This is a genomic window from Kribbella alba, assembly GCF_039529635.1.
GTDB classification, from domain to species: domain Bacteria; phylum Actinomycetota; class Actinomycetes; order Propionibacteriales; family Kribbellaceae; genus Kribbella; species Kribbella alba.
In genome coordinates this window covers 248,095-271,109 of the sequence record NZ_BAAANE010000002.1, presented here as the reverse complement: position 1 = coordinate 271,109, position 23,015 = coordinate 248,095, and the positions used below count along the sequence as shown (strand labels likewise).

The 23,015-nt window shown below is 67.4% G+C and carries 21 protein-coding genes; 14 read left to right on the top strand and 7 right to left on the bottom strand.

Annotated elements, in window-relative coordinates; translation table 11 throughout:
• Window positions 1–214: 214 nt before the first annotated feature.
• Window positions 215–955 (bottom strand): class I SAM-dependent methyltransferase, encoded by a 741-nt coding sequence (locus ABD210_RS03260; protein ID WP_344108499.1) that lies wholly within the window; start codon window positions 953–955, stop codon window positions 215–217.
• Window positions 956–1,100: 145 nt separating this feature from the next.
• On the opposite strand from ABD210_RS03260, the gene ABD210_RS03255 reads away from it, so the two are divergent.
• The 3 genes from ABD210_RS03255 (at window position 1,101) to ABD210_RS03245 (ending at window position 3,859) form a co-directional block, all read left to right on the top strand.
• Window positions 1,101–1,895: an electron transfer flavoprotein subunit beta/FixA family protein gene (locus ABD210_RS03255; protein WP_344108497.1), complete on the top strand. Its 795-nt coding sequence runs from the start codon at window positions 1,101–1,103 to the stop codon at window positions 1,893–1,895.
• A gap of 14 nt (window positions 1,896–1,909) precedes the next feature.
• Window positions 1,910–2,875, top strand: coding sequence for an electron transfer flavoprotein subunit alpha/FixB family protein (locus ABD210_RS03250; RefSeq protein ID WP_344108495.1), 966 nt, complete (start codon window positions 1,910–1,912; stop codon window positions 2,873–2,875).
• A gap of 309 nt (window positions 2,876–3,184) precedes the next feature.
• On the top strand, window positions 3,185–3,859 hold the full coding sequence (locus ABD210_RS03245) for a nucleotidyltransferase domain-containing protein (protein ID WP_344108493.1): 675 nt from the start codon (window positions 3,185–3,187) through the stop codon (window positions 3,857–3,859).
• 494 nt (window positions 3,860–4,353) lie between these two features.
• Here the strand turns inward: ABD210_RS03245 and ABD210_RS03240 are convergent, their stop codons facing one another.
• The 3 genes from ABD210_RS03240 to ABD210_RS03230 are packed head-to-tail and all read right to left on the bottom strand — an operon-like array spanning window position 4,354 to window position 6,779.
• Window positions 4,354–4,836, bottom strand: coding sequence for an FMN-binding protein (locus ABD210_RS03240; RefSeq protein WP_344108491.1), 483 nt, complete (start codon window positions 4,834–4,836; stop codon window positions 4,354–4,356).
• Between the two features lie 25 nt (window positions 4,837–4,861).
• Entirely contained in the window at window positions 4,862–5,431 is a 570-nt protein-coding gene (locus ABD210_RS03235) for an FMN-binding protein (RefSeq protein ID WP_344108488.1), read from the bottom strand.
• Window positions 5,432–5,453: 22 nt separating this feature from the next.
• Window positions 5,454–6,779: a ferredoxin reductase family protein gene (locus tag ABD210_RS03230; RefSeq protein WP_344108485.1), complete on the bottom strand. Its 1,326-nt coding sequence runs from the start codon at window positions 6,777–6,779 to the stop codon at window positions 5,454–5,456.
• A 315-nt stretch (window positions 6,780–7,094) separates the two neighbouring features.
• Between ABD210_RS03230 and ABD210_RS03225 the strand changes: the two genes are divergently transcribed.
• The 6 genes from ABD210_RS03225 (at window position 7,095) to ABD210_RS03200 (ending at window position 14,472) form a co-directional block, all read left to right on the top strand.
• Entirely contained in the window at window positions 7,095–8,297 is a 1,203-nt protein-coding gene (locus ABD210_RS03225) for a cysteine desulfurase family protein (protein ID WP_344108482.1), read from the top strand.
• Window positions 8,297–9,385, top strand: a complete 1,089-nt coding sequence (gene mnmA, locus ABD210_RS03220; protein WP_344108480.1) for a tRNA 2-thiouridine(34) synthase MnmA — start codon at window positions 8,297–8,299, stop codon at window positions 9,383–9,385. Before ABD210_RS03225 ends, mnmA begins: the two co-directional genes overlap by 1 nt.
• 31 nt (window positions 9,386–9,416) lie before the next feature.
• A complete protein-coding gene (locus ABD210_RS03215) occupies window positions 9,417–10,424 on the top strand; it encodes a uroporphyrinogen decarboxylase/cobalamine-independent methonine synthase family protein (protein ID WP_344108476.1) in 1,008 nt (335 codons plus the stop codon).
• A gap of 116 nt (window positions 10,425–10,540) precedes the next feature.
• On the top strand, window positions 10,541–12,670 hold the full coding sequence (gene ligA / locus ABD210_RS03210) for an NAD-dependent DNA ligase LigA (RefSeq protein WP_344108474.1): 2,130 nt from the start codon (window positions 10,541–10,543) through the stop codon (window positions 12,668–12,670).
• A 550-nt stretch (window positions 12,671–13,220) separates the two neighbouring features.
• Window positions 13,221–14,219 carry a hypothetical protein gene (locus ABD210_RS03205; protein WP_344108471.1) on the top strand — a complete coding sequence of 333 codons (999 nt, stop codon included), beginning with the start codon at window positions 13,221–13,223 and terminating at the stop codon, window positions 14,217–14,219.
• 28 nt (window positions 14,220–14,247) lie between these two features.
• Complete coding sequence (locus ABD210_RS03200) at window positions 14,248–14,472, top strand: hypothetical protein (protein ID WP_344108469.1); 225 nt, start codon at window positions 14,248–14,250, stop codon at window positions 14,470–14,472.
• Window positions 14,473–14,533: 61 nt separating this feature from the next.
• On the opposite strand, the gene ABD210_RS03195 is transcribed toward ABD210_RS03200, so the two are convergent.
• Window positions 14,534–15,178: an ACT domain-containing protein gene (locus tag ABD210_RS03195; RefSeq protein ID WP_344108466.1), complete on the bottom strand. Its 645-nt coding sequence runs from the start codon at window positions 15,176–15,178 to the stop codon at window positions 14,534–14,536.
• Window positions 15,179–15,436: 258 nt separating this feature from the next.
• Between ABD210_RS03195 and gatC the strand changes: the two genes are divergently transcribed.
• Genes gatC through gatB form a run of 3 tightly spaced genes read left to right on the top strand, consistent with a single transcriptional unit; the run spans window position 15,437 to window position 18,740 of the window.
• Complete coding sequence (gene gatC / locus ABD210_RS03190; protein WP_344108463.1) at window positions 15,437–15,736, top strand: Asp-tRNA(Asn)/Glu-tRNA(Gln) amidotransferase subunit GatC; 300 nt, start codon at window positions 15,437–15,439, stop codon at window positions 15,734–15,736.
• The gene (gene gatA, locus ABD210_RS03185; RefSeq protein WP_344108461.1) at window positions 15,736–17,241 is read left to right on the top strand and encodes an Asp-tRNA(Asn)/Glu-tRNA(Gln) amidotransferase subunit GatA; all 1,506 of its coding nucleotides are present in this window, start codon (window positions 15,736–15,738) and stop codon (window positions 17,239–17,241) included. The genes gatC and gatA overlap by 1 nt, the downstream gene beginning before the upstream one ends.
• Complete coding sequence (gatB, locus tag ABD210_RS03180; protein WP_344108458.1) at window positions 17,238–18,740, top strand: Asp-tRNA(Asn)/Glu-tRNA(Gln) amidotransferase subunit GatB; 1,503 nt, start codon at window positions 17,238–17,240, stop codon at window positions 18,738–18,740. Before gatA ends, gatB begins: the two co-directional genes overlap by 4 nt.
• Window positions 18,741–18,794: 54 nt before the next feature.
• On the opposite strand, the gene ABD210_RS03175 is transcribed toward gatB, so the two are convergent.
• Complete coding sequence (locus ABD210_RS03175) at window positions 18,795–19,970, bottom strand: PQQ-dependent sugar dehydrogenase (protein WP_344108454.1); 1,176 nt, start codon at window positions 19,968–19,970, stop codon at window positions 18,795–18,797.
• A gap of 141 nt (window positions 19,971–20,111) precedes the next feature.
• Here ABD210_RS03175 and ABD210_RS03170 point away from each other — a divergent pair, with 141 nt between their 5' ends.
• Window positions 20,112–20,747, top strand: coding sequence for a polymorphic toxin-type HINT domain-containing protein (locus ABD210_RS03170; protein ID WP_344108452.1), 636 nt, complete (start codon window positions 20,112–20,114; stop codon window positions 20,745–20,747).
• Between the two features lie 642 nt (window positions 20,748–21,389).
• The gene (locus ABD210_RS32380; RefSeq protein ID WP_425552615.1) at window positions 21,390–21,833 is read left to right on the top strand and encodes a DUF4265 domain-containing protein; all 444 of its coding nucleotides are present in this window, start codon (window positions 21,390–21,392) and stop codon (window positions 21,831–21,833) included.
• Window positions 21,834–22,303: 470 nt separating this feature from the next.
• Here the strand turns inward: ABD210_RS32380 and ABD210_RS03165 are convergent, their stop codons facing one another.
• Window positions 22,304–22,531 (bottom strand): hypothetical protein, encoded by a 228-nt coding sequence (locus ABD210_RS03165; protein ID WP_344108449.1) that lies wholly within the window; start codon window positions 22,529–22,531, stop codon window positions 22,304–22,306.
• Window positions 22,532–23,015: the final 484 nt, after the last annotated feature.

Here is a 23,015-nt window from a genome sequence, read left to right as displayed (position 1 = left end):
CTCAAGAATCCAAACCATGGTCAGGGTCCGACTTTGACGTGGCAGCCGGGGCGGCAGCCAGACAGGTCGCGAAGGACGCGGACGACTCTGACACATCCGGAGGGTGCAATTGAAGTCACATGGGGTGAATCTGGGGAAGCCTTGGCCAGATGGTTATGTCCGGCACCGCTCCCCGCGGTCCGTCGGCGCGCTTTCCGGGCATTGCTCCCTGCGTCTACTTCCGGGCGACGATCAGCAGGTCCAGCGAATCCGCCAACCCATCCGGGCCGGACTCCCTGACGACGAAGTCAGTGGCTCTCACCGACTTCACCAGGTGTATCAGAGACGCGGGCCACTCCTCGTGATCACTCGCCAACTGCGCGTCGACACAACTGCCGTTCTCGGCCTCCCAGGCGAGCAGGCGCCGGCCGTGGCGGAGACCGACCGTGGTCAGGACCGTCAGTTCCGGGGTGACCAGGTCGAGGAGTTCCTGACCGGTCAGCTCCCGGGTGTGGTACCAGTTGCCGGGCGGGAAGGTCAGCCGGTTGGGGGTGGACAGCACCACCGTGCCTGCTGGGCGGACCACGCGCGCGCACTCGGCGACGAAGGCCGGCTGGTCCCAGAGGTGCTCGATCGTCTGCAGCGACACGACCAGGTCGAAGGTGTCGGCGGCCAACCCCTGCTGGACCAGATTGCCCTGCAGCAGCTTGATCTGTGGATAAGCCTTCGCGACGTGACGAAGCGTCGTACCTTCATAGTCGAGTCCGAACACGGAGTCCGCGGCCGCCTGGCGGAGCAACTCCGCGCCGTATCCCTCGCCGCAGCCGGCGTCGAGGATGCGGCCGATGGTCGGCAGGCTGGGTAGCCGGTTGGCCGTGATCCAGCGATAGGCAGCCTCATGGCGCGCGAACCAGTAGTTCTCGTGCCAGATCCCGGGGGCGGTTCTCTCGCCGGTGAGCGGTAACGTCGCGGTCACCCGGTCAGACTAGGGGTGTTCCGGGGGCCGGGTGGCAGGCTTGGCCGCCGAACTGTGATGGGACTCGCACGCGTCTTATGTTTCTCGCGAGTAACATCCATGACAGGCTGGGAGAGACCGTTAACCAGAAGGGGTCCCACACGCTATGAAGATCGTCGTCTGCGCGAAGTTCGTGCCGGATGCCACCGCGGACCGCCGCTTCCGCTCCGAGGACAACACGGTGGACCGTGCCGGTGTCGACGGGTTGCTGTCCGAGCTGGACGAGTATGCCGTCGAGACCGCGTTGACCGTGAAGGAAACCGATGGCGATGGCGGCGAGAACACTGTGACCATCCTCACCGTCGGCCCGGAGCAGGCCGCCGACGCCATCAAGAAGGGTCTGCAGATGGGCGCCGATGCCGGTGTCCACGTGAACGACGAAGGCATCCACGGCTCCGACGCCGTGGCGACCTCGCTGATCCTGGCCAAGGCGCTGGGCAAGCTCGAGGCCGACCTGGTCGTGTTCGGGATGGCCTCGACCGACGGCAGCATGGGCGTCGTCCCGGCGATGGTGTCGGAGCGGCTCGGTCTGCCGGCCGTCACGCTGGGCTCGGAAGTGAGTGTCGATGGCGACACGGTGCGGATCCGCCGCGACGGCGACACCGCGAGCGACACCATCGAGGCCACCCTGCCGCTGGTGTTGAGCGTCAGCGACCAGTCGGGCGAGCCGCGGTACCCGTCGTTCAAGGGGATCATGGCGGCGAAGAAGAAGCCGGTCGAGACGTGGTCGCTGGCCGACCTGGAGATCTCCGCCGACTCCGTCGGCGGGGCCGCCGCCTGGACCGAGGTCACCGAGGTGACCGAACGGCCGGCGCGGTCGGCCGGCACCATCGTCACCGACGAAGACGGTAGCGGCGCTGCCCGGCTCGTCGAGTTCCTGTCCACCAACAAGTTCCTCTGAGGGGCGATCAGTTCATGTCGAACGTTCTCGTTCTCGTCGACCACGCCGGTGGCAAGGTTCGCAAGACCACGGCCGAGCTCCTCACCATCGCGCGCCGCCTCGGTGAGCCGGTCGCCGTCTACATCGGCGACGGTGTGCAGGATGCGCTGCCGGCGCTGGGCCAGTACGGCGCGACCAAGGTGATCGCGCTGACCAACCCCGATTTGACGCAGTTCCTGGTCGCCCCCAAGGCCGAGGCGCTGCAGCAGGTCGCGGCCAAGCTCGAGCCGACCGCCATCCTCATCTCCTCCAACGCAGAGGGCAAGGAGATCGCCGCCCGGCTGGCCGTCAAGCTCGACTCGGGCCTGATCACCGACGCCGTCGACGTGCAGGCCGGCGACGGTGCCGGCGGGAGCCCGGTCACGACCCAGTCGGTGTTCGCGGGCAACTACACCGTCCAGGCCAAGATCACCCACGGCACCCCGATCATCACGGTGAAGCCGAACGCGGCGAGTCCGGAGGCGGCCGAGACCACCCCGGAGGTGGAGGAGTTCGACGTGTCGGTCTCCGACGCCGCCAAGACGGCTCGCATCACCGATTCCAAGCCGCGGGAGGCGACCGGCCGCCCGGAGCTGACCGAGGCTGCGATCATCGTGTCCGGTGGCCGCGGGACCGGCGGTGACTTCGGCCCGGTCGAGGCGTTCGCCGACTCCCTGGGCGCGGCCGTCGGCGCCTCCCGCGCCGCGGTCGATTCGGGCTGGTACCCGCACGCCTACCAGGTCGGCCAGACTGGCAAGACCGTCTCCCCGCAGCTGTACGTGGCCGCCGGCATCTCCGGCGCCATCCAGCACCGCGCCGGCATGCAAACCTCGAAGACCATCGTCGCCATCAACAAGGACGAAGAAGCCCCCATCTTCGAACTCGTCGACTTCGGCGTCGTCGGCGACCTCCACAAGGTCCTCCCCGCCGCCACCGAAGAAGTCACCAAGCGCAAGTCCTGACCCCCATCCCAGGCCCGGCCCGCTCATCCCCCCGAGCGCGCCGGGCCTGTCCTTTCCCCAGCACGCTGTGCCTTGCGTCCGAACAACCGCGGGTCCTGCCCCACGTCGTGTCGGACGCAACGGCTGGTCGCGCCTCTGCCTCGCTGCTGCGTCCGAATGCCTGCGGGTGCTGCCCCGCACTTCTTCGGACGCAAGCGGGCGGTTCACGGCAAAGGGGGGCTCGGCTGAGGAAGGCATGTGAGGATCGGGGGCCAGGGCCGGCTCGGACTCGGAGGCCAGGGGCAGGCTAGGACAAGGAGGGTGAGCGGCGTGACTGAGGATTCCGGAGCGGAGCCGCGGTACTGGTACGCCGAGGGGCTGGATCCGGAGGAGTTGGAGTTCCAGCGGCTGTATGGGCCGGTGGTCCAGGCGACGCGGGCAGAGGCGAAGGAGTTCTTCGGCGGCCTCGGTCTGCCGTGGTGGGTCGCCGGCGGTTGGTCCATCGAGGCGTTCACCGGTGTCCCGCGACACCACGAGGACCTCGACGTGTCCTTCTGGCGCAAGAACGTGCCGGCGCTCGTCGAGCACGCGGGGGGCCGGTACCACGTGTGGTCCGCCGGCAGTGCGGGGATTCACCCGGTGACCACAGAGGATCCCGTGGTGCCGGACACCGCGGACCAGGTGTGGATCAGGGAGCACGCCCTCGCCCCGTGGAGGTACGACGTCGTACTGAACCCGGATCGGGATGGTCGCTGGATCTTCCGCCGTGATCCGAGCATCGACTACGACCTGGACGAGATCACCTGGGTCGCCGACGACGGCATCCGCTACCTCAACCCGGAGCTGACGCTCGCCTACAAGGCCAAACACGCCCGCCCCAAAGACGAGCGCGACCTCGCCGTCACCCTTACCTTGCTGTCCCCGAAGCAACGCACCTGGCTCGCCGACATGATCGACCACCTCCACCCCAACCACCCCTGGCTCGCCCAGATCCGCACCGCCTAACCCCACCCCTCACCAAGGCCCGAACCACGTCGGCTCCGGCCCTCCGGGCGCCACCTTGGGCTCTACCGCGACGTGGGTTTCCGGACGCCACCGCGGGCGTTACTGCGGTGCCGGGCTTCCGGACACGACCCCGGGTACTACCGCGGTGCCGGCCTCCCGCCGCCGCCCCACGGGCGGTGCCCCGGTGTCGGGCTCCCGGACGCGACCCCCGGCATTTTCCGCAGTGCGGGGTTTCCTAGAAGTCCGGGGCCGGTAGCGGCTTTTTCGGCCGGTACCGCGGATAATTCACGCCAGCGGTCCAACAACCCGCCAGCCGACCCCCCCGACTCAAGTCCTGCCCGACCCGCGCGTCGCCGGAACTGGTTGCCGATGGCACGCATGCACGGCGCACTCGGGTGGCGCAAGCTGACTTGACGCGCCGGACCGGGTGGGCAAGGTGGGTGGGTTCGGCGGCACGGAGCCACGAATCGGTGGTAGCGGCGGGCCGAGAGCGGTTAGTTGAGGTGGGCGGCGTCCAGGGCGGACTGGAGGGAGGTGCGGTAGCCGTTGGAGGTGATGGTGGCGCCGGAGACGGTGTCGATGTTGGCGCTTTGGGCGCTGACCGTTTCCTGCTGCAGCACTGGGATCGCGTAGCTGTTGATCCTGCGGTCGTGGCCTGATTCCTGCGGATACGCGATTGCGGTCGCGGAAACGATGCGGCCGGCGTTGACGCTCAACTGGACCTGGACAGGCCCGAACTCCGTGTCGGTGGAGGCGCCATTGACCACCACGGTCTGTGCAGCCGCGCTCGGACCGGTCGTCGGGCCCGGCGTGGTCGACGGGGACACGATCCCTGCAGGCGGTGCCGTCGACGCGTGGGGCCCAGCGGTGCCACCGTTCGTGCTGGTGGGGTAGATGAACAGCACGACAACGGCCGCTGCAGTAGCGCCAAGCACGGCAAGGTTGCGTCGGGCACGGGCGACCAGCGGGCTACTCACACCACACCTGCCTGGTTCTGGTTGCTCATAGTGCACCCGCCTGGTGCGCCGCGTCGAGCGCGGACTGCAAGGACTGGCGGTAGCCGTCGGAGGTGTACGTGGCGCCTGACACGGTGTCGACCTGAGCGCTCTGCTTGGCCACGGTGTCTTGCTGCAACATCGGTATGGCGTAGCTGTTGATCGCCATATCGCGCCCGCTGCTTTGCGGATAAGCGATCGCGGTGGCGCTGATGATCTTCTTGCCTCGCACGCTGACCTGCACCTGGACCGGACCGTAGTCGGTGTCCACGGCCGCACCGTTGACCGTCACGGTCTTCGCCGCGGTGCTCGGCGTGGGCTTGGAGCTTGGTGTGGGTTTGGCCCTCGACGTCGGCTTGGAGCTAGGCGTTGACTTCGGCGTACTGCGTGGTGTCGGCGAGGTCGACGGTTTCGGCTTGGTGGAGCTCGCGTCGCCGGACGGCGAACCCGCGGGCTGGTCGACGACCCCGGCGGCCGCGGCCGACGTCGTACCGCCGGACTGCTCGCTGGCGCGAACGCTGAACCCGACGACGATGAGGCTGACGGCAGACATCGCCGCGGCAACGCGGCGCCTCATCGGAGTACCCCGCAGATGTCGATCACCACGTGAACCTCTCCTGATGCAGTTGCTCGGGCGGTAGTCCAGCGTCGAGGGCCGCCGTGCATGCGGCGTCCATCCACGAGTCGGGGCCGCAGACGAAGACGTCGTACTCGGCCAGGTCGGGGACAAGTTTCAGGAGCGCGTCGCTGTCCCGCATCTGGGCTGCGCTTCGGGGGAGCCATGAGCCGCGGTCCGGGATGCGCGGCCCGGTCACGTAGTACACGTTGATGCCCCGGCGGCGAGCGAGTTGATCGAGTTCCGAGCGGAAGACGAGGTCGGGCTCGGTCCTGGCCCGGTAGATGAGTGCCGCGTTCCCGGGTGCGTAGGGCAGGTCCTCCAACAGGGCACGCAGGGGCGTGATGCCGATGCCGCAGGCGAGCATCGCGACCTTGTCCCCGACACGGCGGTCGCCGGTGAGCCGGCCGTACGGGCCTTCGATCAGGACCTTCGTGCCGGGCTGGAGACGGGCCAGGCGGCTGCTGCCGTCGCCGAGGTCCTTGGCGGTGATCTGGATGCGGTCGAAGTGAGGCGCTGCCGAGAGCGAGTACGGGTTGCCGCGCGACCAGCCCGGGCCGTCGAGGAACCGGAAGATGAAGAACTGCCCGGCTCGTACCGGAAGGCGGTGCAGGCCGCGGCCGCCCATCCGGACCGTGACGACATCCGGGCTCTCCCGGACCACCGAGCTGACGGTGATGCCGTGCCGGAGCGTGCGCCATAGCGGCAGCAGGACGCGGAAGACGAGGACTGCGCCGGCGGCGATCGCGTAGGCGGACCACCAGTAGAAGCGCGCGAGCGATGAGGTCATGAAGTCGGCCCCGGTCCAGATCTCGTGCGGGACAGAGAACCCGACGCCGAGGTAGGCATACAAGTGGAGCAGGTGCCACGACTCGTACCGCAGCTTCCGGCGAGCGATCTTCACGGAGGTGACGGTGACAGCGGTGAGTGCCGCGGTGCCGGCGACGGCCAGCAGCATGCCGCCGTACGTCGTGACGATGTTCCAGGTCTCGCGGATCAGGTCGCTGTGGTCTGTGAGGGTGTAGCCGATGGTGATCAGTACTACGTGCGCCATCAGCAGGTTGAACGACCAGAACCCGACGAGCCGGTGCCGCCGAGCGAGCTCATCCTGGCCGTAGCTGCGCTCGATGATCGGTACCCGGGCCATCAGGAACACCTGGATGAGCAGCAGGTCGGCCGCGACAAGCCCGGTCAACCGACCCAGCGACGTCAGCAGGTCAGCTGGTTTGGCGCCCAGCAGCTGCACACCGCGGCCCGACAGCCACAAGGCCACGACGACCAGCACGCTGGCCCAGCAGGCAACAGCCACTGCATCGCGCCACCAGCCAGGTGCAGGGCGTAGTCGCGTTCGGAGTTGGGCATGCCGTGCAGCACTTGTTGCTGTGCTCACCACAGGTGCCTCACGCGGCCACAGGCGGGCGAGGAACAGCAGGACGCGTGGCGGCGGTCATGTTCTTTACTCCGTGGCGGTCAGGGGGTGGAGGTCTTCAGACCATCACGATGCCCGGGGATTCTTAGCTGGTCCTTGGAGGTTGCTGCGTACTTCCTGTGAACCTGCGCCACGGACCTGAACCGGGGCCGGGGGAGCGGGAACATCGGGGCCGGACATACCCTTGAGGGTGTTATGACCTCCTCTGGCCGTCGCACGGTCTACCTGGATCACGCCGCGACGACTCCGATGCTGCCCGCGGCGATCGAGGCGATGACCTCTCACCTCGGGCGTACTGGCAATGCCTCCTCCTTGCACGGGTCCGGCAGGGCTGCCCGGCGGACGGTCGAGGAGTCCAGGGAGACGATCGCCGCGGCGCTGAACGCCCAGCCGAGCGAGATCGTGTTCACTTCCGGCGGCACCGAGGCGGACAACCTCGCGTTGAAGGGCCTGTGGTGGGCCCGGCTGAAGGACAACCCGGGCCGCCGGCGGATCCTGCTCAGCGGCGCGGAGCACCACGCAGTACTGGATTCGGCTGTTTGGCTTGCTCAGCATGAGGGTGCCGAGATCGAGTGGCTTCCGGTGGACGAGCTCGGCCGGGTCCGGCCCGAGGAGGTTCGACAAGCCATCGAGCGTGAGCCGGAGTCGGTTTCCTTCGTAACGGTGATGATGGCGAACAACGAGGTCGGCACGCTGCAGCCGATCCGGGAGATCGCCGCGCTCGGCCGGGAGCACGAGATCCCCGTGCACAGCGACGCCGTCCAGGCGGTCGGGCAGGTGCCGGTCGACTTCGCGGAGCTCGGCGTCGACGCGATGACGGTTTCAGCGCACAAGCACGGCGGGCCGTATGGAATCGGCGCACTCGTGGTCCGCAAGGAGACCCAGCTGGTCCCGATCGTGCACGGCGGCGGCCAGGAGCGCGACGTACGGTCCGGGACTCTCGACACGCCAGCGACGGCCGGCTTCGCCGTGGCGATTGAGCACGCGATCAAGCACCAGGCCGAGGAGGCGCAACGGCTCACAAAGCTCAGGGACGAGCTGATCAACGGCGTCGTCGGCACTGTGCCCGGCGCCAAGCTGTCAGGGGACCCGGTCGGCCGCTTGCCCGGTAACGCACACTTGTCGTTCAGCGGCTGCGAAGGCGATTCGCTGCTGCTCCTGCTCGACGCACGCGGCATCGAGGTCTCCACCGGATCCGCGTGCAACGCAGGCGTCGCCGAACCGAGCCATGTGCTGTTGGCGATGGGGTACGACGATCAGCGGGCGCGCGGGTCGCTCCGGTTCACTCTGGGGCACACCAGCACCCAGGCCGACGTGGACGCCGTACTGGAAAACATCGGGCCGGTGGTGGAGCGGGCGATGTCCGCAGGTCTGCAGAACGTGGGAAGGAACAACTGATGCGGGTACTCGCCGCCATGTCAGGCGGAGTCGACTCCGCCGTCGCGGCAGCGCGGATGGCCGAGGCCGGGCACGACGTGGTCGGCGTGCACCTCGCGCTGAGCCGGAACCCGCAGTCGTATCGCAGCGGCGCCCGAGGCTGCTGCACGATCGAGGACTCCCGCGACGCGCGCCGGGCCGCGGACGTGATCGGCATCCCGTTCTACATCTGGGACCTGGCCGAGCGGTTCCACGCGGACGTGGTCGAGGACTTCGTCGCGGAGTACGCGGCCGGCCGTACGCCGAACCCGTGCCTGCGATGCAACGAGAAGGTCAAGTTCAGCGCCGTTCTCGAACGGGCACTCGCGCTGGACTTCGACGCCGTCGCCACGGGCCACTACGCGCAGATCGTGGAGACGCCGGCAGGTCGCGAGCTGCACCAGGCGGTGGATCCGGCCAAGGACCAGTCGTATGTGCTCGGCGTGCTCACCCAGCAGCAGTTGAAGCACGCGTTCTTCCCGCTCGGCGACACGACCAAGACCGAGATCCGGGCCGAGGCCGCGCGCCGCGGTCTGTCGGTGGCGGCCAAGCCGGACAGCCACGACATCTGCTTCATTGCCGACGGCAACACGCCGGGCTTCCTCAGCAAGCACCTGGGTGAGGCACCGGGCGACATCGTCGATGCCCAGGGCAACAAGCTGGGCGAGCACCAGGGCACTCACGGCTTCACCGTCGGCCAGCGCAAGGGCCTCAAGATCGGTACGCCGGCCGCCGACGGCAAGCCGCGATTCGTGCTGGACATCTCGCCGGTGGATCGCCGGGTCACGGTCGGATCGCGCGCGGAGCTGGCCGTCGAGCGGCTGACCGCGTCGAAGCCGCGCTGGTGCGGTCCGGCGCCCACCGAGACGCTGCACGTCAAGGCACAGTTGCGAGCACACGGCGAGCAGATCGCGGTCACCGCGCGGCTCGAGGGCGACCAGGTGCTGGTCGAGTTCGACGAGCCGGCGGACGCGGTCGCGCCCGGTCAGGCGGTCGTCCTTTACGACGGCACCCGGGTGATCGGCTCGGCCACGATCGACACCGTTGAGCGCGCCTCCCAGAAGGTGTGACTCACTACCTCCAGCGGAACAGGAACCACAAGTGACGAGTCCGTTCGGTCCGGCAGCTACGACTGGCATGGGCTCGTTGCCTGGCGAGGACCTGCGCGAGTGGACCAAGGTGCTGTTCGAGGTTGTCAGCATCCCCTTCCTGCCCGAGCTCCCCGCCCAACCGTACGGCGACATGGTCAGCCGGGCGGTCGGGCTGCTGACGGATCTGGCGTTGGACCTCCAGCCCGCCGGCTGGCGGTTGACCGGGGGCACTGATCCTCGGGCCAGCTTGGACCAGCGCAGGGCGCGGTCGCGGCTGCTGGAGGATCTGGACATCCTGGAGGAGTTCGCGGACGGCTACACCGGGCCGCTGAAGATCCAGACGGTCGGCCCATGGACGCTCGCCGCCACGGTGGAACTACCTCGGGGCGACAAGGTCCTGGCTGACCACGGCGCCCGGCGGGACCTGGCCGAGGCTCTTGCACATGGGCTGCAGGAACATGTCGCGGAGGTACGGCGTCGTGTTCCCGGCGCTGACCTGGTCGTGCAACTGGACGAGCCCGGGCTGCCCGCAGTACTGGCTGGGGCCGTTCCGACTGCCAGCGGCTGGGGCAAGCATCGCTCTGTCGACGGGCCGGGTGCAGTGGAGCTCCTGAGCCGAGTCCTGGAGGCGGCGGAGCCTGCGATCACCCTGGTGCACTGCTGCGCGGCTCGGCCGCCAGTCGAGGTCTTCACCAAGGCCGGAGCCGGGGGAGTGGCGGTAGACATCTCGCTGCTCACGGATGCCGCGTGGGAGCAGATCGGTCTGGCTGTGGAGGCTGGAACCCTGCTGTACGCGGGCGTAGTCCCCACGACCGGCTCTCTGCCGAACCCGGAGCAGGCCGCGACTCCACTGGTACGTCGCTGGCGCGAGCTGGGGCTGGACCCGGCCCTGCTGAAGGAGGTGGTGATCACCCCGGCCTGCGGGCTGGCGGGATCCCCGTCACCTGTGGACGCCCGGCGCCGCCTCGAGCTGCTCCGGAGTACGGCTGAGGTAGTGGCGGAAAAGGCCGAAGAGTAAGGGAGAGACCCCGTGACCGTCCCTTACGTCCGAACAGCGGTAGGGCAGGACCTCCGGCTGTTCGGACGCAGCGGAAGGTGCCGAGTTCTGTCCCCGGCGGACGGTAAGTTCTCCCCATGAGCACGGAGATTCCCGACACGACTGCCGCCGATCAGCCCGCCGCGCCGCCGGAGGTCCGGGAGCGGCATGCCGAGCTGAGCCGGGAGATCGAGGAGCACCGGTTCCGCTACTACATGGCCACCTCGACCATCTCCGACGCCGACTTCGACGCGCTGATGCACGAGCTGCAGGACATCGAGGAGCAGTACCAGGAGCTCCGCACGCCGGACTCGCCGACGCAGAAGGTCGGCGTGCCGATCTCCACCCTGTTCACCGCGGTCACCCACCCGACCCGGATGGAAAGCCTCGCGAACGCGTTCTCCACCGAGCAGATGGAGGCCTGGGCGAAGCGGCTGGAGCGTGAGGTCACGGCGAAGCAGATTCACGACAGCGGCTTCCTCTGCGAGCTCAAGGTTGACGGGCTCGCGCTCGACCTCGTCTACGAGAACGGTCGCCTGGTCAGCGGCGCCACCCGCGGTGACGGCCGGACCGGTGAGGACGTCACGCTGAACGTCCGCACGATCAACAGCATCCCGAACGAGTTGGAGGGCAAGGACCTGCCCACCTTCCTCGAGGTGCGCGGCGAGGTCTACTTCCGGGTCGAGGACTTCGAGGAACTGAACGCGCAGCTGGTCGAGGCGGGCAAGGACCCGTTCTCCAACCCGCGCAACAGCGCCGCCGGATCGCTGCGGCAGAAGGACCCGCGCGTCTCGGCGAAACGCCCGCTGCGCTTCGTCGTGCACGGCCTCGGCAAGGTCGAGGGACATCACGTCAGCCGCCTCTCCTCGGCGTACGAGCAGTTGAAGGAGTGGGGGCTGCCGGTCAGCGACCGCGCCCGCCGGGTCGAGACGCTCGACGAGGTGAACGAGTTCATCGCGTACTACGGGGAGAACCGGCACTCGGTCGACCACGAGATCGACGGTGTCGTGGTCAAGGTGGACGAGGTGGATCTGCAGCGCGCGCTCGGTTCCACCTCGAGTGCGCCCCGGTGGGCGATCGCGTACAAGTACCCGCCGGAGGAGGTCACCACCAAGCTCCTGGCCATCGAGGTCAACGTCGGCCGCACCGGCCGCGTCACCCCGTACGGCGTGATGGAGCCGGTCCGGGTGGCCGGGTCGACAGTCGAGTACGCGACCTTGCACAACGCCAAGGAGGTGGAACGCAAGGGCGTCTACCCCGGTGACACCGTCGTGCTCCGCAAGGCCGGCGACGTGATCCCCGAGATCCTCGGCCCGGTGATCGAGCTGCGCCCGAAGGACGCGAAGCCGTGGGTGATGCCGACGGAGTGCCCGTCCTGCGGGACGACGTTGCGGCCGATGAAGGAAGGGGACGTGGACATCCGCTGCCCCAACTCCCGATCGTGCCCCGCGCAGCTGCGGGAGCGGCTGTTCCACCTGGCCGGGCGGTCCGCCTTCGACATCGAGGTGCTCGGCTTCAAGGCCGCCGACGCGTTGATCAGCAGCGAGCTCATTGCTGACGAGGGGGACTTGTTCGCGCTGACTGAGGAGGACCTGGCCAAGAGCTCGTTCTTCACCACCAAGGCCGGATCCCTGTCGGCGAACGCGCAACGCCTGCTCGCCAACCTCGAGCAGGCCAAGACCCAGCCGTTGTCCCGCGGGCTCGTCGCACTGTCCATCCGGCACGTCGGCCCGACCGCGGCGGTAGCGCTCGCCGCGGCCTACGACGACATCGATGCGATCGAGGCCGCCTCCGAGGAGGAGCTGTCCGAGATCGAGGGTGTCGGTCCGACCATCGCGCACGCGGTGATCGAGTGGTTCGCGGTCGACTGGCACCAGGAGATCGTGCGGAAATGGAAGGCCGCAGGCGTCCAGTTGCGGCAGGAGCGGACCGGTCCGAGTGTCGAGCAGACGTTGACCGGGCTGTCGATCGTCGTCACCGGCACGGTCGAGGGATTCAGCCGGGACGAGGCGACCGAGGCGATCGTGTCGCGCGGCGGCAAGGTGGCCAGCTCGGTGTCGAAGAAGACCTCGTTCGTGGTGGTCGGCGATTCTCCGGGCTCGAAGTACGACAAGGCCGTGCAGCTTGGGGTGCCGATTCTCGATGCTGCAGGTTTCCAGTTGTTGTTGGAGCAGGGGCCCGAAGCAGCGGCCGAGGTGGCGACGAAACCGGAGCCCGAGCAGGCGTAGTACGGGACAGATCCGACTGAGGGAGTGAGCCGTCGGACCTGTTAGTTTTCTACGTCTACGTGCGGGTTAAGGAGCGAATATGACGACGCCGCCACAGGGACCGTCGGGTCCTGGGCAGCCGGGGGGCCGGCCGGGCGGGCAACAAGGGGGACAACAGGGACAACTGGGACAACAGGGACAACAGGGCCAGGGCGGTTGGGGACAGCGACCACCGGCGCAGGGTGGCGGAGGACCGGGTCAGCATCCCGGCCAGCAACCGGAGCGGCCGCAAGACCGCCCTCCGCAGCAAGGGTGGCCTCCGCAGCAAGGACAACCCCGGCAGCAAGGACAACCTCCGCAGCAGGGGCAACCACCCCAGCAGCGCGGTGGCGGTTGGGGCCGGCAGGGCGGCTATCCGCAGCCTGGGCAGTACCCGGGTCCGCCGGGCCCGCAGGCTGGCTGGCAGCCGCAAGGCGTTCAGCAGCCGGGCTGGCAGCAGCAAGGTGGGCAGCAGCCTTGGCCGACGGGTCCGGGTGGGCCGACCGGACCGGGTGGCTTCGGCAAGGACAAGATGCCATTGCTCATCGGCGGTGGTCTGGTCGGCGTCGTGCTGATCGTGCTGATCGTCCTCGGCGTCCGGGCACTCGGTGGTGACGAAGTCGGGTCGGGCACTGCGACCGCGCAGCCGCCGACGAATTCGACGACGCCGGGCGGTGGGCCGTCCGATGGACCACCCGGCAGCGAGCTCGGCAACGCGACCGGCCAAGCCAAGACGGCGACCGACAGGCTCCAGGGCGCCGGGTTCCAGTGCAGTGACCTGTTCAACGGCGCGCAAGGTGCGCACCGCGGTTGCTTCAAGTACGACGGCGCGACCTCGGCCGAGGTGGTCTTCCAGTTCCAACCGGACGGCACGATCATCGGCGTACAGCTCAGGTCAGAGGACCCCGACAACGTCAACAACGCCGCGGTCACCTTCGACGCGGCACTGCAGGCGATCGGCGTCGACACCTTCGGCAGCAGCGAGGTCGCGAAGGTCCAGCAGGCGGTGAGGGGCGGCGAGAAGAACGGCAAGGTCGGCAGCACCTGGGGCGAGTTCAGGCTCAGCAACTACGGCGACCGGCTGCTGCTGTCGGGTGGCAAGTCCGGGACCGACACGTTCGAGGTGCCCCGCAAGCAGTTCCAGACCACCGAGGCCCAGCTGATCGCGGCCTTGAGGGCGAAGAAGTACACCTGCACGTCCCTGTGCAAGCGGCCGGTCGGTAAGTACGGCTCGCAGACGATCGACGGCTACGGTGGCAGCAACGGCGGCCGGCTGTCCTCGTTCAACATCAGGGTCTCCGGTGAGGCCGCCGACGTGAAGGCCGCGATGCCGGCGGCGATCTCCGACGGTTTCGCGGCGGTCAAAGGCCCGGACGTGAAGGCTCTCGAGGCGTTCGCGACGGCACACAGTGACGGCAAGTCGTACGCTGGCTACGTGTCCGGATGGCGGGTCGAGATCACTGGCAACAGGATCGGCTCCGACTTCGGTTCGCTGAACATCTCCATCCGGCCCGAGTTGTTCTACGTGTGACGGCCGGTCCGACGAAGCCTGAGGTCTGATGAAGTTCGAGCCGGAGAAGCGCGAAGCGCGCCAGGTGACCAAGCCGCCGCCAGAGGCGGTGCACCGGGTGGACGGGGGAGGTCCTTGGGGACCGACCCAGTTCGACCTGCCCGAGCGCAACGGCAGCGACAAGCAGGCGATCGCGATCGTGGCGCTGCTCGGCGTGGTCATCCTGCTGGTGATCGCCGGCCTCTGGACCCTCGCCTACTTCAAGTTCTTCTGAGCTTCCCCACCCGCTGGGGTCCGGAGCGCCTAGCCGGTACTTCGGACCCCAGTGGAAGGGGTCAGGCCGTGGCGTGGATGGTGACGGCGAGGCTGGCGAGGTAGCTCAGCCGGGCCACCTCGGAGCCGAGGAACTCGGGGCCGCCGCGACGGCCGATCACCAGCACGCGGCGGTTCGACTCCAACGGCGCCGCGACCAGCACGGACTCCGACAGGCCCTTGTGGCTCGGGGCTGCCAGCGTCGACGCCTTCTCCAACGGCAACCACTGGTTCACCAGGTCGCCGAACTCCGGCGTCGCGCTCGTCTCCAGTGCGACCTTGATCTCGCTGCCGGTGCCGTCCAGCAACGCGGCCCAGTCGGCGTGCAGCACTGAAGGCGCCTGCTCGACGAGGATGTCGACCGCTTCGGACGGTGCCGAAGTCATCTGCTCGACGGCTTCGAGGTCCATGTGCAGCCCGCCGCCCGCGCCGTACCGGGAGAACCAGATCACCTCGACGTCGGGCACGCTGTTGCAGGCGGAAACCAGCCGGTCGGGCAGCACACCCGGCGGCAGGTCGACCACGACGTCGTCCACGGCGGTGCCGTTCTCGCGGCGGTGCTCGACGATCTCGATCGCGTGGATATCGGCGTTGACCTCGCCGAGTGCCGTCGCCACGGTGCCGAGCGAACCGGGGCGGTCCGGGAGGATCAGTCGCAGCAGGAACACCGAACGATCATCTCCCAGCCGATTACCGTGCAAGTTACGCCCTGTCGCGACCAATGTTACAGAGCGAAACAAAGTGACACGCCGAGCCTCTCAATTTGTGAACGATATTCACCCGATCACAAGCCTCGCCAGGTGTTCTGATGCCGGCAGCGGCGATCCAGGTGACAGGGCGAAAGCGCGCGGTGGTGGGGCCACTAAGATGGCCGAGGTCCGGACTGAACAGCTCCGGCCATCCTGCGAGACCATTGGATCCCTTTCATGCCATCGATTACCCGCGAAGAGGTCGCGCACCTCGCGCGACTGGCGCGGATCGAGCTCACCGACGAAGAGCTCGACCACCTCGCTCCTCAGCTCGACCAGATCATCGGCCTGGTCGCGCAGGTCAGTGACGTGGCCGCCGACGACATCCCGCCGACCTCGCACGCCCTGCCCATCACCAACGTGATGCGCCAGGACGAGAACCGGCCGTGCCTGACGCCGGAGCAGGCGCTGTCCGGCGCGCCGGCCGCGGAGGAGCAGCGTTTCCGGGTGCCGCGGATCCTGACCGAGGAGGCGTGATGAGTGATTTGACGCGCAAGACCGCGGTCGAGCTCGCGGACCTGATGAGCTCCGGCGAGACCAGCTCCGTCGAGATCACCCAGGCTCATCTGGACCGGATCGGCGCGGTGGACAACGCAGTACACGCGTTCCTGCACGTGGACACCGAGGGTGCGCTGGCCCAGGCCGCCGCAGTGGACGCCAAGCGCGCCGCCGGCGACGAGCTCGGCCCGCTGGCCGGTGTCCCGCTGGCCCTGAAGGACGTCCTCACCCAGGAGGGCGTACCGACGACCGCCGGGTCGAAGATCCTCGAGGGCTGGAAGCCGCCGTACGACTCGACGGTCGTGCAGCGGTTGAAGGCGGCCGGCATCGTGATCCTCGGCAAGACCAACATGGACGAGTTCGCGATGGGCTCCTCGACCGAGAACTCGGCGTACGGAACCACCCACAACCCGTGGGACCTGAACCGGATCCCCGGCGGCTCCGGTGGTGGCTCCTCGGCCGCGCTCGCGGCGTACGAGGCACCGCTCGCGATCGGCACCGACACCGGCGGGTCGATCCGTCAGCCCGGCGCCTTCACCGGCACGGTCGGCGTCAAGCCCACGTACGGCGGGACCTCGCGGTACGGGTTGATCGCGCTGGCCAGCAGCCTGGACACCCCCGGCCCGTGCGCGCGGACCACCCTCGACGCGGCCTTGCTGCACGAGGTGATCGCCGGGTACGACCCGATGGACTCCACCTCGATCGACGCGCCGGTCCCGCCGGTCGTCGCGGCGGCTCGCAAGGGCGACGTGACCGGGCTGCGGATCGGCGTGGTGAAGGAACTCGGCGGCGAGGGGTACCAGCCCGGCGTCGAGGCCCGGTTCCACGAGGCGGTCGAGCTGCTCACCAAGCTCGGCGCCGAGGTGGTCGAGGTGTCCTGCCCGCACTTCCAGTACGCACTGCCCGCGTACTACCTGATCCTGCCGAGCGAGGCCTCGTCCAACCTGGCCAAGTTCGACGGGATGCGCTTCGGCCTGCGGGTCGGGGACGACGGCGTGAACGACGCGGAGAAGGTGATGAGCCTGACCCGCGAGGCCGGCTTCGGCGACGAGGTCAAGCGACGCATCATGCTCGGCACGCACGCGCTGTCGAGCGGGTACTACGACGCGTACTACGGCCAGGCGCAGAAGGTCCGCACGCTGATCGCGCGGGACTTCGCCAGGGCCTACGAGCAGGTCGACGTGCTGGTGTCCCCGGCAACACCGACGACCGCGTTCGCGATCGGTGACCGGATCGACGACCCGATCGCCATGTACAAGAACGACCTCTGCACGATCCCGTCGAACCTGGCCGGCAACGCGGCGGCCTCGTTCCCGGTGGGCCTGGCCGACGAGGACGGGCTGCCGGTCGGCTTCCACGTGATGGCCCCGGTGATGCGCGACGACCTGCTCTACCAGGTCGGCTCCGCGTTGGAGGCCGCGCAGGCCGAGCAGTGGGGTGGCGTGCTGATGTCGAAGGTTCCGGAGCTGGAGGTCGCCCGATGACTGTCGTCGCTGACGTGATGGACCTCGAGTCCGCGCTGGAGCAGTTCGACCCGGTGCTGGGCCTGGAGGTCCACGTCGAGCTGAACACCAGGTCGAAGATGTTCTGCGGCTGCGGGACCGTGTTCGGCGCGCCGCCGAACACCCAGACCTGCCCGGTCTGCCTCGGTCTGCCCGGTGCACTGCCGGTGGTGAACGAGCGCGCTGTCGAGTCCGCGATCAAGATCGGCCTCGCGCTGAACTGCGAGATCGCCGAATGGTGCCGGTTCGCCCGGAAGAACTACTTCTACCCGGACATGCCGAAGAACTTCCAGACCTCCCAGTACGACGAGCCGATCGCCTTCAACGGGTGGACCGAAGTGGTCGTGGACGGTGAGACCTACCGGATCGAGATCGAGCGCGCCCACATGGAGGAGGACACCGGCAAGTCCACTCACGTGGGTGGCGCGACCGGCCGGATCCACGGCGCTTCGCACTCCCTGGTGGACTACAACCGGGCCGGGATCCCCCTGATCGAGATCGTCACGAAGACGATCGAGGTGCCGGGGGAGAAGGCCGCTGCCGTTGCTCGTGCCTACGTCAGCATGCTGCGGGATCTCCTGCTCGCCCTGGACGTCTCCGACGTAAGGATGGACCAGGGGTCGTTGCGCTGCGATGCGAATGTGTCGCTGAAGCCCAAGGGTTCTCCCGTGCTGGGCACTCGGACGGAGACCAAGAACGTCAACTCGTTCCGTTCGATCGAGCGTGCCGTGACCTACGAGATCACCCGGCAGGCCGCAGTACTGGCTTCGGGTGGCAAGGTCATCCAGGAGACGCGGCACTGGCACGAGGACACCGGGATCACCACCTCCGGCCGGGAGAAGTCGGACGCCGAGGACTACCGGTACTTCCCGGAGCCTGACCTGGTCCCGATCGCGCCGTCGCGCGACTGGGTCGAGGAACTGCGCAAGACCCTGCCCGAGCCGCCGCCCGCTCGTCGTGCGCGGCTGCAGGCCGAGTGGGGCTTCACCGACCTCGTGATGCGCGACGTCGTCAACGGCGGCGCCCAGAACCTGATCGAGCAGACGGTCGCCTTGGGGGTAACACCCGACGCGGCCAGGAAGTGGTGGCTGGGCGAGTTGGCCCGTGCCGCCAACGAGGCCGGCAAGGACCTGGACGCCCTCGGGGTCGGTGCCGAGCAGGTCGCCGAGGTGCAGAAGCTCGTCGACGAAGGTGCGCTGAACGACAAGCTGGCCCGCGAGGTCTTCGACGGGCTCGTCAAGGGGGAGGGGACCCCGGCCGAGATCATGGCTGCTCGTGGTCTTGCCCTGGTGTCGGACGACTCCGCCCTGGGCGAGGCTGTCGACCGTGCGATCGCGGCGAACCCGGATGTGGTCGAGAAGGTCCAGTCCGGCAAGCCCGCGGCGGCCGGTGCTCTGATCGGTGCCGTGATGAAGGACATGAGGGGCCAGGCGGACGCCGCCAAGGTTCGTGAGCTGGTGAACGCCAAGCTCGGCATCTGAGGGATTTGCGGTGCCCCTGGTGTAGTTGCCGGGGGCACCGCTGTTTGCCGGGAGCTAGCGGCTGATAGTCAACCGCAGGATGCGGTCATCGCCGGGCTTCGGGGTGCCGCGGCCGTCGGTGTTCGACGTGGTGAGCCACAGTGATCCGTCGGGCGCCGCCTCCACCGTACGAAGTCGGCCGAACTGCCGGGTGAAGAAGGCGATCGGCTCACCAGTTCGCTTGCCGTTGGCAACCGGAATCGCCCAGAGCCGGCCACCCCGCAGGCCCGCCATGAAGATGTGGCCCTGGGCAAACGCTATGCCCGACGGCGACGCGTCGGACGGTCGCCACTGGGCGATCGGATCCACCATGCCATCAAGCTCGCTGATCCCCTCGGCAGCTGGCCACCCGTAGTTCGCACCCGGCTCGATCGCGTTCAACTCGTCCCAGGTGCTCTGGCCGAACTCCGCCGCGTAGAGCTGGTCGCCGCCGAACGCGATTCCCTGGACGTTGCGATGGCCCTTGGAGTACCAGAGCCGGTTGTCGGGGTTTCCGGGTGCGGGCTCGCCGTCCGTGGTGATGCGCAGGATCTTGCCGCCGAGGGAGTCGTCGTTCTGCGAATTCGGACGGTCGGAGCCGTCGCCCGTCCCGGCGTACAGATATCCATCAGGCCCGAAGCGGAGCCGCCCGCCGTTGTGGATCGGGGACATCGGGATCCCCTGCAGAATCACCTCAGGACTGCCGATGCTGTTGTTGCTGTAGGTCAACCTGGCGATCCGGTTGTCGCTCCCGCTGCTGTAATAGGCGTAAACATAGGGCCTCGTCGGGTACTGCGGGTCTACGGCGATCCCGAGCAGCCCACCTTCGGCCGACGGATCCACGCCCGGCACGGTCCCGACCTCAGTGACCTGCCCGCCCGCGATCCGCTTGAGCTTGGCGGAATCCCGCTCCGCCACCAAAGCCGACTTGTCCGGCAGGAACGCCAATCCCCACGGCACCTGGAGCCCGGTCGCCACGGTCCCCGCCACCGTGAGCTTCACCGGCCCGACCTGGGTGCCACCCGAGCCGGTCGACCCCGTAGTACTGGCCGACGGCGAGGCGGTCGAAACCGACGGCTCCGCGTCACCCGCCCCATCCGAGCAGCTGGCCGTCACCAAGGCGAAGGCGGCAACAGCAGCAGCGGCGGTACTACGCGGCCGACCGCGCCCCGCCGGCGCGTGTCCCCGACCATTCCTTGCGTTGAGCACCATCGTCTCCTCCGCTCGACTGGCACCAAAGGTAGCGACCATTCCCGCGCGGGAGTTGCGGCTCCTGCCAGTTGTAACCGATCAGATGCCGCCCGCACCCTTCTCACGCTCCGGGCCCCCCGTTCGTCGGGAGTCATGCCGCGCGTGGCCAACGTCGACAGACCTCGTCAGAGACGGCTCAGGGCGGATGCGGTCCACAGGGCTACGGAGAAGGGCGCTGGGAAGTGCAACTCGTTTGTCCCAGGCACCAAGGTTCTTCGGGCCGACGGCACCAGCAAACCAATCGAACAGCTGAAGTTGGGCGACAAGGTCAAGGCCACCGACCCAGCAACAGGCAAAACCACAGCCGAACCCGTGGTCGCTACGATCATCGGCCAAGGCACCAAACATCTCGTAGACCTCAAGGTAACGACGACCAGTCCGGACGGTTCGACTGGCGCGGCGCACGTCGTTGCTACTGACGGCCACCCGTTCTATCTCCCGTCGGAATGTGGCTGGGCACGAGCAACCGACCTCGATGTCGGTGACCTGATCCAACCTTCGCAGCCACGCACCCTCAGCCGCGTGACATCCGTTGTCCGCGACGACGCGGCAATATCTGCCCACAACCTAACCATTGATGCACTGCATACGTATTATGTGCTGGTTGGTCACACTACGGTGCTGGTACATAACAGCAGTTGTGGTACACCATGGATGGACCATATTGGCGAGAAGCACATGCGCGATACGCACTATTCGGGCGGAAAGGACAACGTCGAAGGTAAGTCAACTTTCTAGGACGATCTCGATCCGTACGATCTGGTCGACGACGCAGCGGACGTCCCAGCACGGCAGCAGACGGGGTCGACTCGCTGCGAGCGAATCTGTACTTCCCCCGGCATCGTGGGCGTCGATCAGGGCGGCCTGCCAACAAAGAATTATACAGTAATTACGGAACAGAATGGCCGAGTTGTAACGATGCATCCCGGCCTACCTAACTGAAGCGGCTGCGAGGAATGGCTTGTGCTTACCTTTTACGTTGAAGATCAGGCGCACGGCGTGTTCGGCTCTTCTCCGACGACCCGCAGAATTCGTTCCTGCAGGTTGCGCGTCGGTCGACGGATCTCGGAAGCAGGGTTATGGACGTCATGGATCCATACACGGACACTATGTTCAATTTCATTCAACTCGAACGCCTCATTGAGGAATTGGATGCTGTGCTAGGCGATTCGTGGCTTTCGGATGCGCAGCGGTCGAAGGTTGTCACAGTCCGGGATGCCGCGATCCAGGCAAGAGGTTTGAGTGGCTATATGTTTATCCAGGGCGACTGAATAGCGGCATATATTGCGTATTCTCCGGATGGCTGGACATTTCATCCGCTTGCCTGTATGGGATGCTGAGCTTCGAATATTGGGTGACTGATGACTGACCAGGCTTCAGATGAGCAATTGCTTCAAGTGGTCTTTGATTTGCCTGAGGAGCCCCGCACTGGCCCCCAGTTGCTTGCGAGCGAAAACCCAGACAGGGCGGCAATTGGCGGTGCGGAGTGTCCCCTTCTATGCAAAGGGAATCGCGTGCGGCGACATTATATCGGTATATCCGGACAATGATCGTCGAGAAATTCTGTTTGACCAATTGGTGTCGGTTCAAATTTTTGTCCCGCAGCCTGGAAGTGTGCCTGACTTGGAGCGGCTCTTGTCGCGCTTCGGTCTAATGTGGGAGACGGCAAATAGAAATTCCCATTTCGCTCTGGATGTCAAACCCGAGACTGACTACGCCGAGCTTCGCTCACGGCTGATCGAGGCTAAAGAGCGGCATGAAATCGGGCTGCGAGAATCTGCTATATCCGGGCGGCATCGAGCCCAGCTGAAGTCGTTCCCGTAATCGGCTCGCATTGCGGCAAGGTGCTTGGATCGGCTCTATTAGATATGTGTGAGGCGTCTGACCGCCTGCCGGTGCGGGCGGTCAGACGGATCGGCAGTCCGCTGAGCCAGGTTGGCGGGGGACGACGATGGCGGTCGAGGTCAGCGGCTATGTCTCCAAGCTCGTCGCCGGACTGTGGCAATCACCGCTCGAAGCGATCTGCGGCGCAGGACGGTCTGGGCGCCCACGGTCCGGGATAGACGCAGCTGGTCGCCGGCTTCGGATGAGGCCGCACCGAGACGCGACTGGCGACGGAGCTGCTGGAGGTTCTTGATGGTGGACCTGTTTGAGGAGGTCGACTACTACATAGGGGCTCTTCAAACTTGACCGGGCACTGTCGATGACGGCACTTCCGTAGGCCGCGCACGGGTCGATCGCGACGAACTCGATCCCAGCACGAAACTCCTCGCTTTGAGCGTTCTGCCAGCCGCTCACGTCGCGGCTGGACCTCCCAGGACCTGCCCGAGCAGGCCCTGGTCACCAGATAGGTCGCAGAACCCCGAGTGCCATCGTCGCCACTTGCCGATGCTCGCGTCGTGTTCCCAGCGCGGCTTCCCGCGGCGGGTCTCGTCGACGCCGAGGATCAGCACCGGCGCCGGCGAGCCGAGCACCCGGTCGGCGACCTCGACGAGCGCCGTGTGCGCGGTCGGCCACGACAACCCCGAACGCCTCCGCGACCTCGCTGACCGCCCGGTTCGCCTTCCCAATGGCAGCCGCGATCGCCCGCTCGCAACCGCAGCGTCGTGCGCACACCGTAGGGCAGCTCGGTGATCGACTCGGTGAAGGATGCCTTCACACACAACGGCTCCTGAGACCTAGGAGTCACCACGACTGCGGCGGATGGCTCAATCAAGACTGGCCATCTGGTCGCCACTGACGGTCACCCGTTCTACCTGCCGACGAGGCGCCGCTGGGCCGGTGCTACCGACCTCTCCGTCGACGACACCCTCCAACCCCTCCAACCCAACGACCGGAGTCGCGTCACCGGCATCAGCCGCTACGACGCCACAGCGTCCACAACCTCACCATCCACGCCGTGCACACGTACTATGTGCTCGCCGGTAACACTCCGCTACTGGTCCACAACTGCGGCGGTGCTCGATTCGAGGTCGATTCGAACGGCATTGCAACTGACTTGAAGCG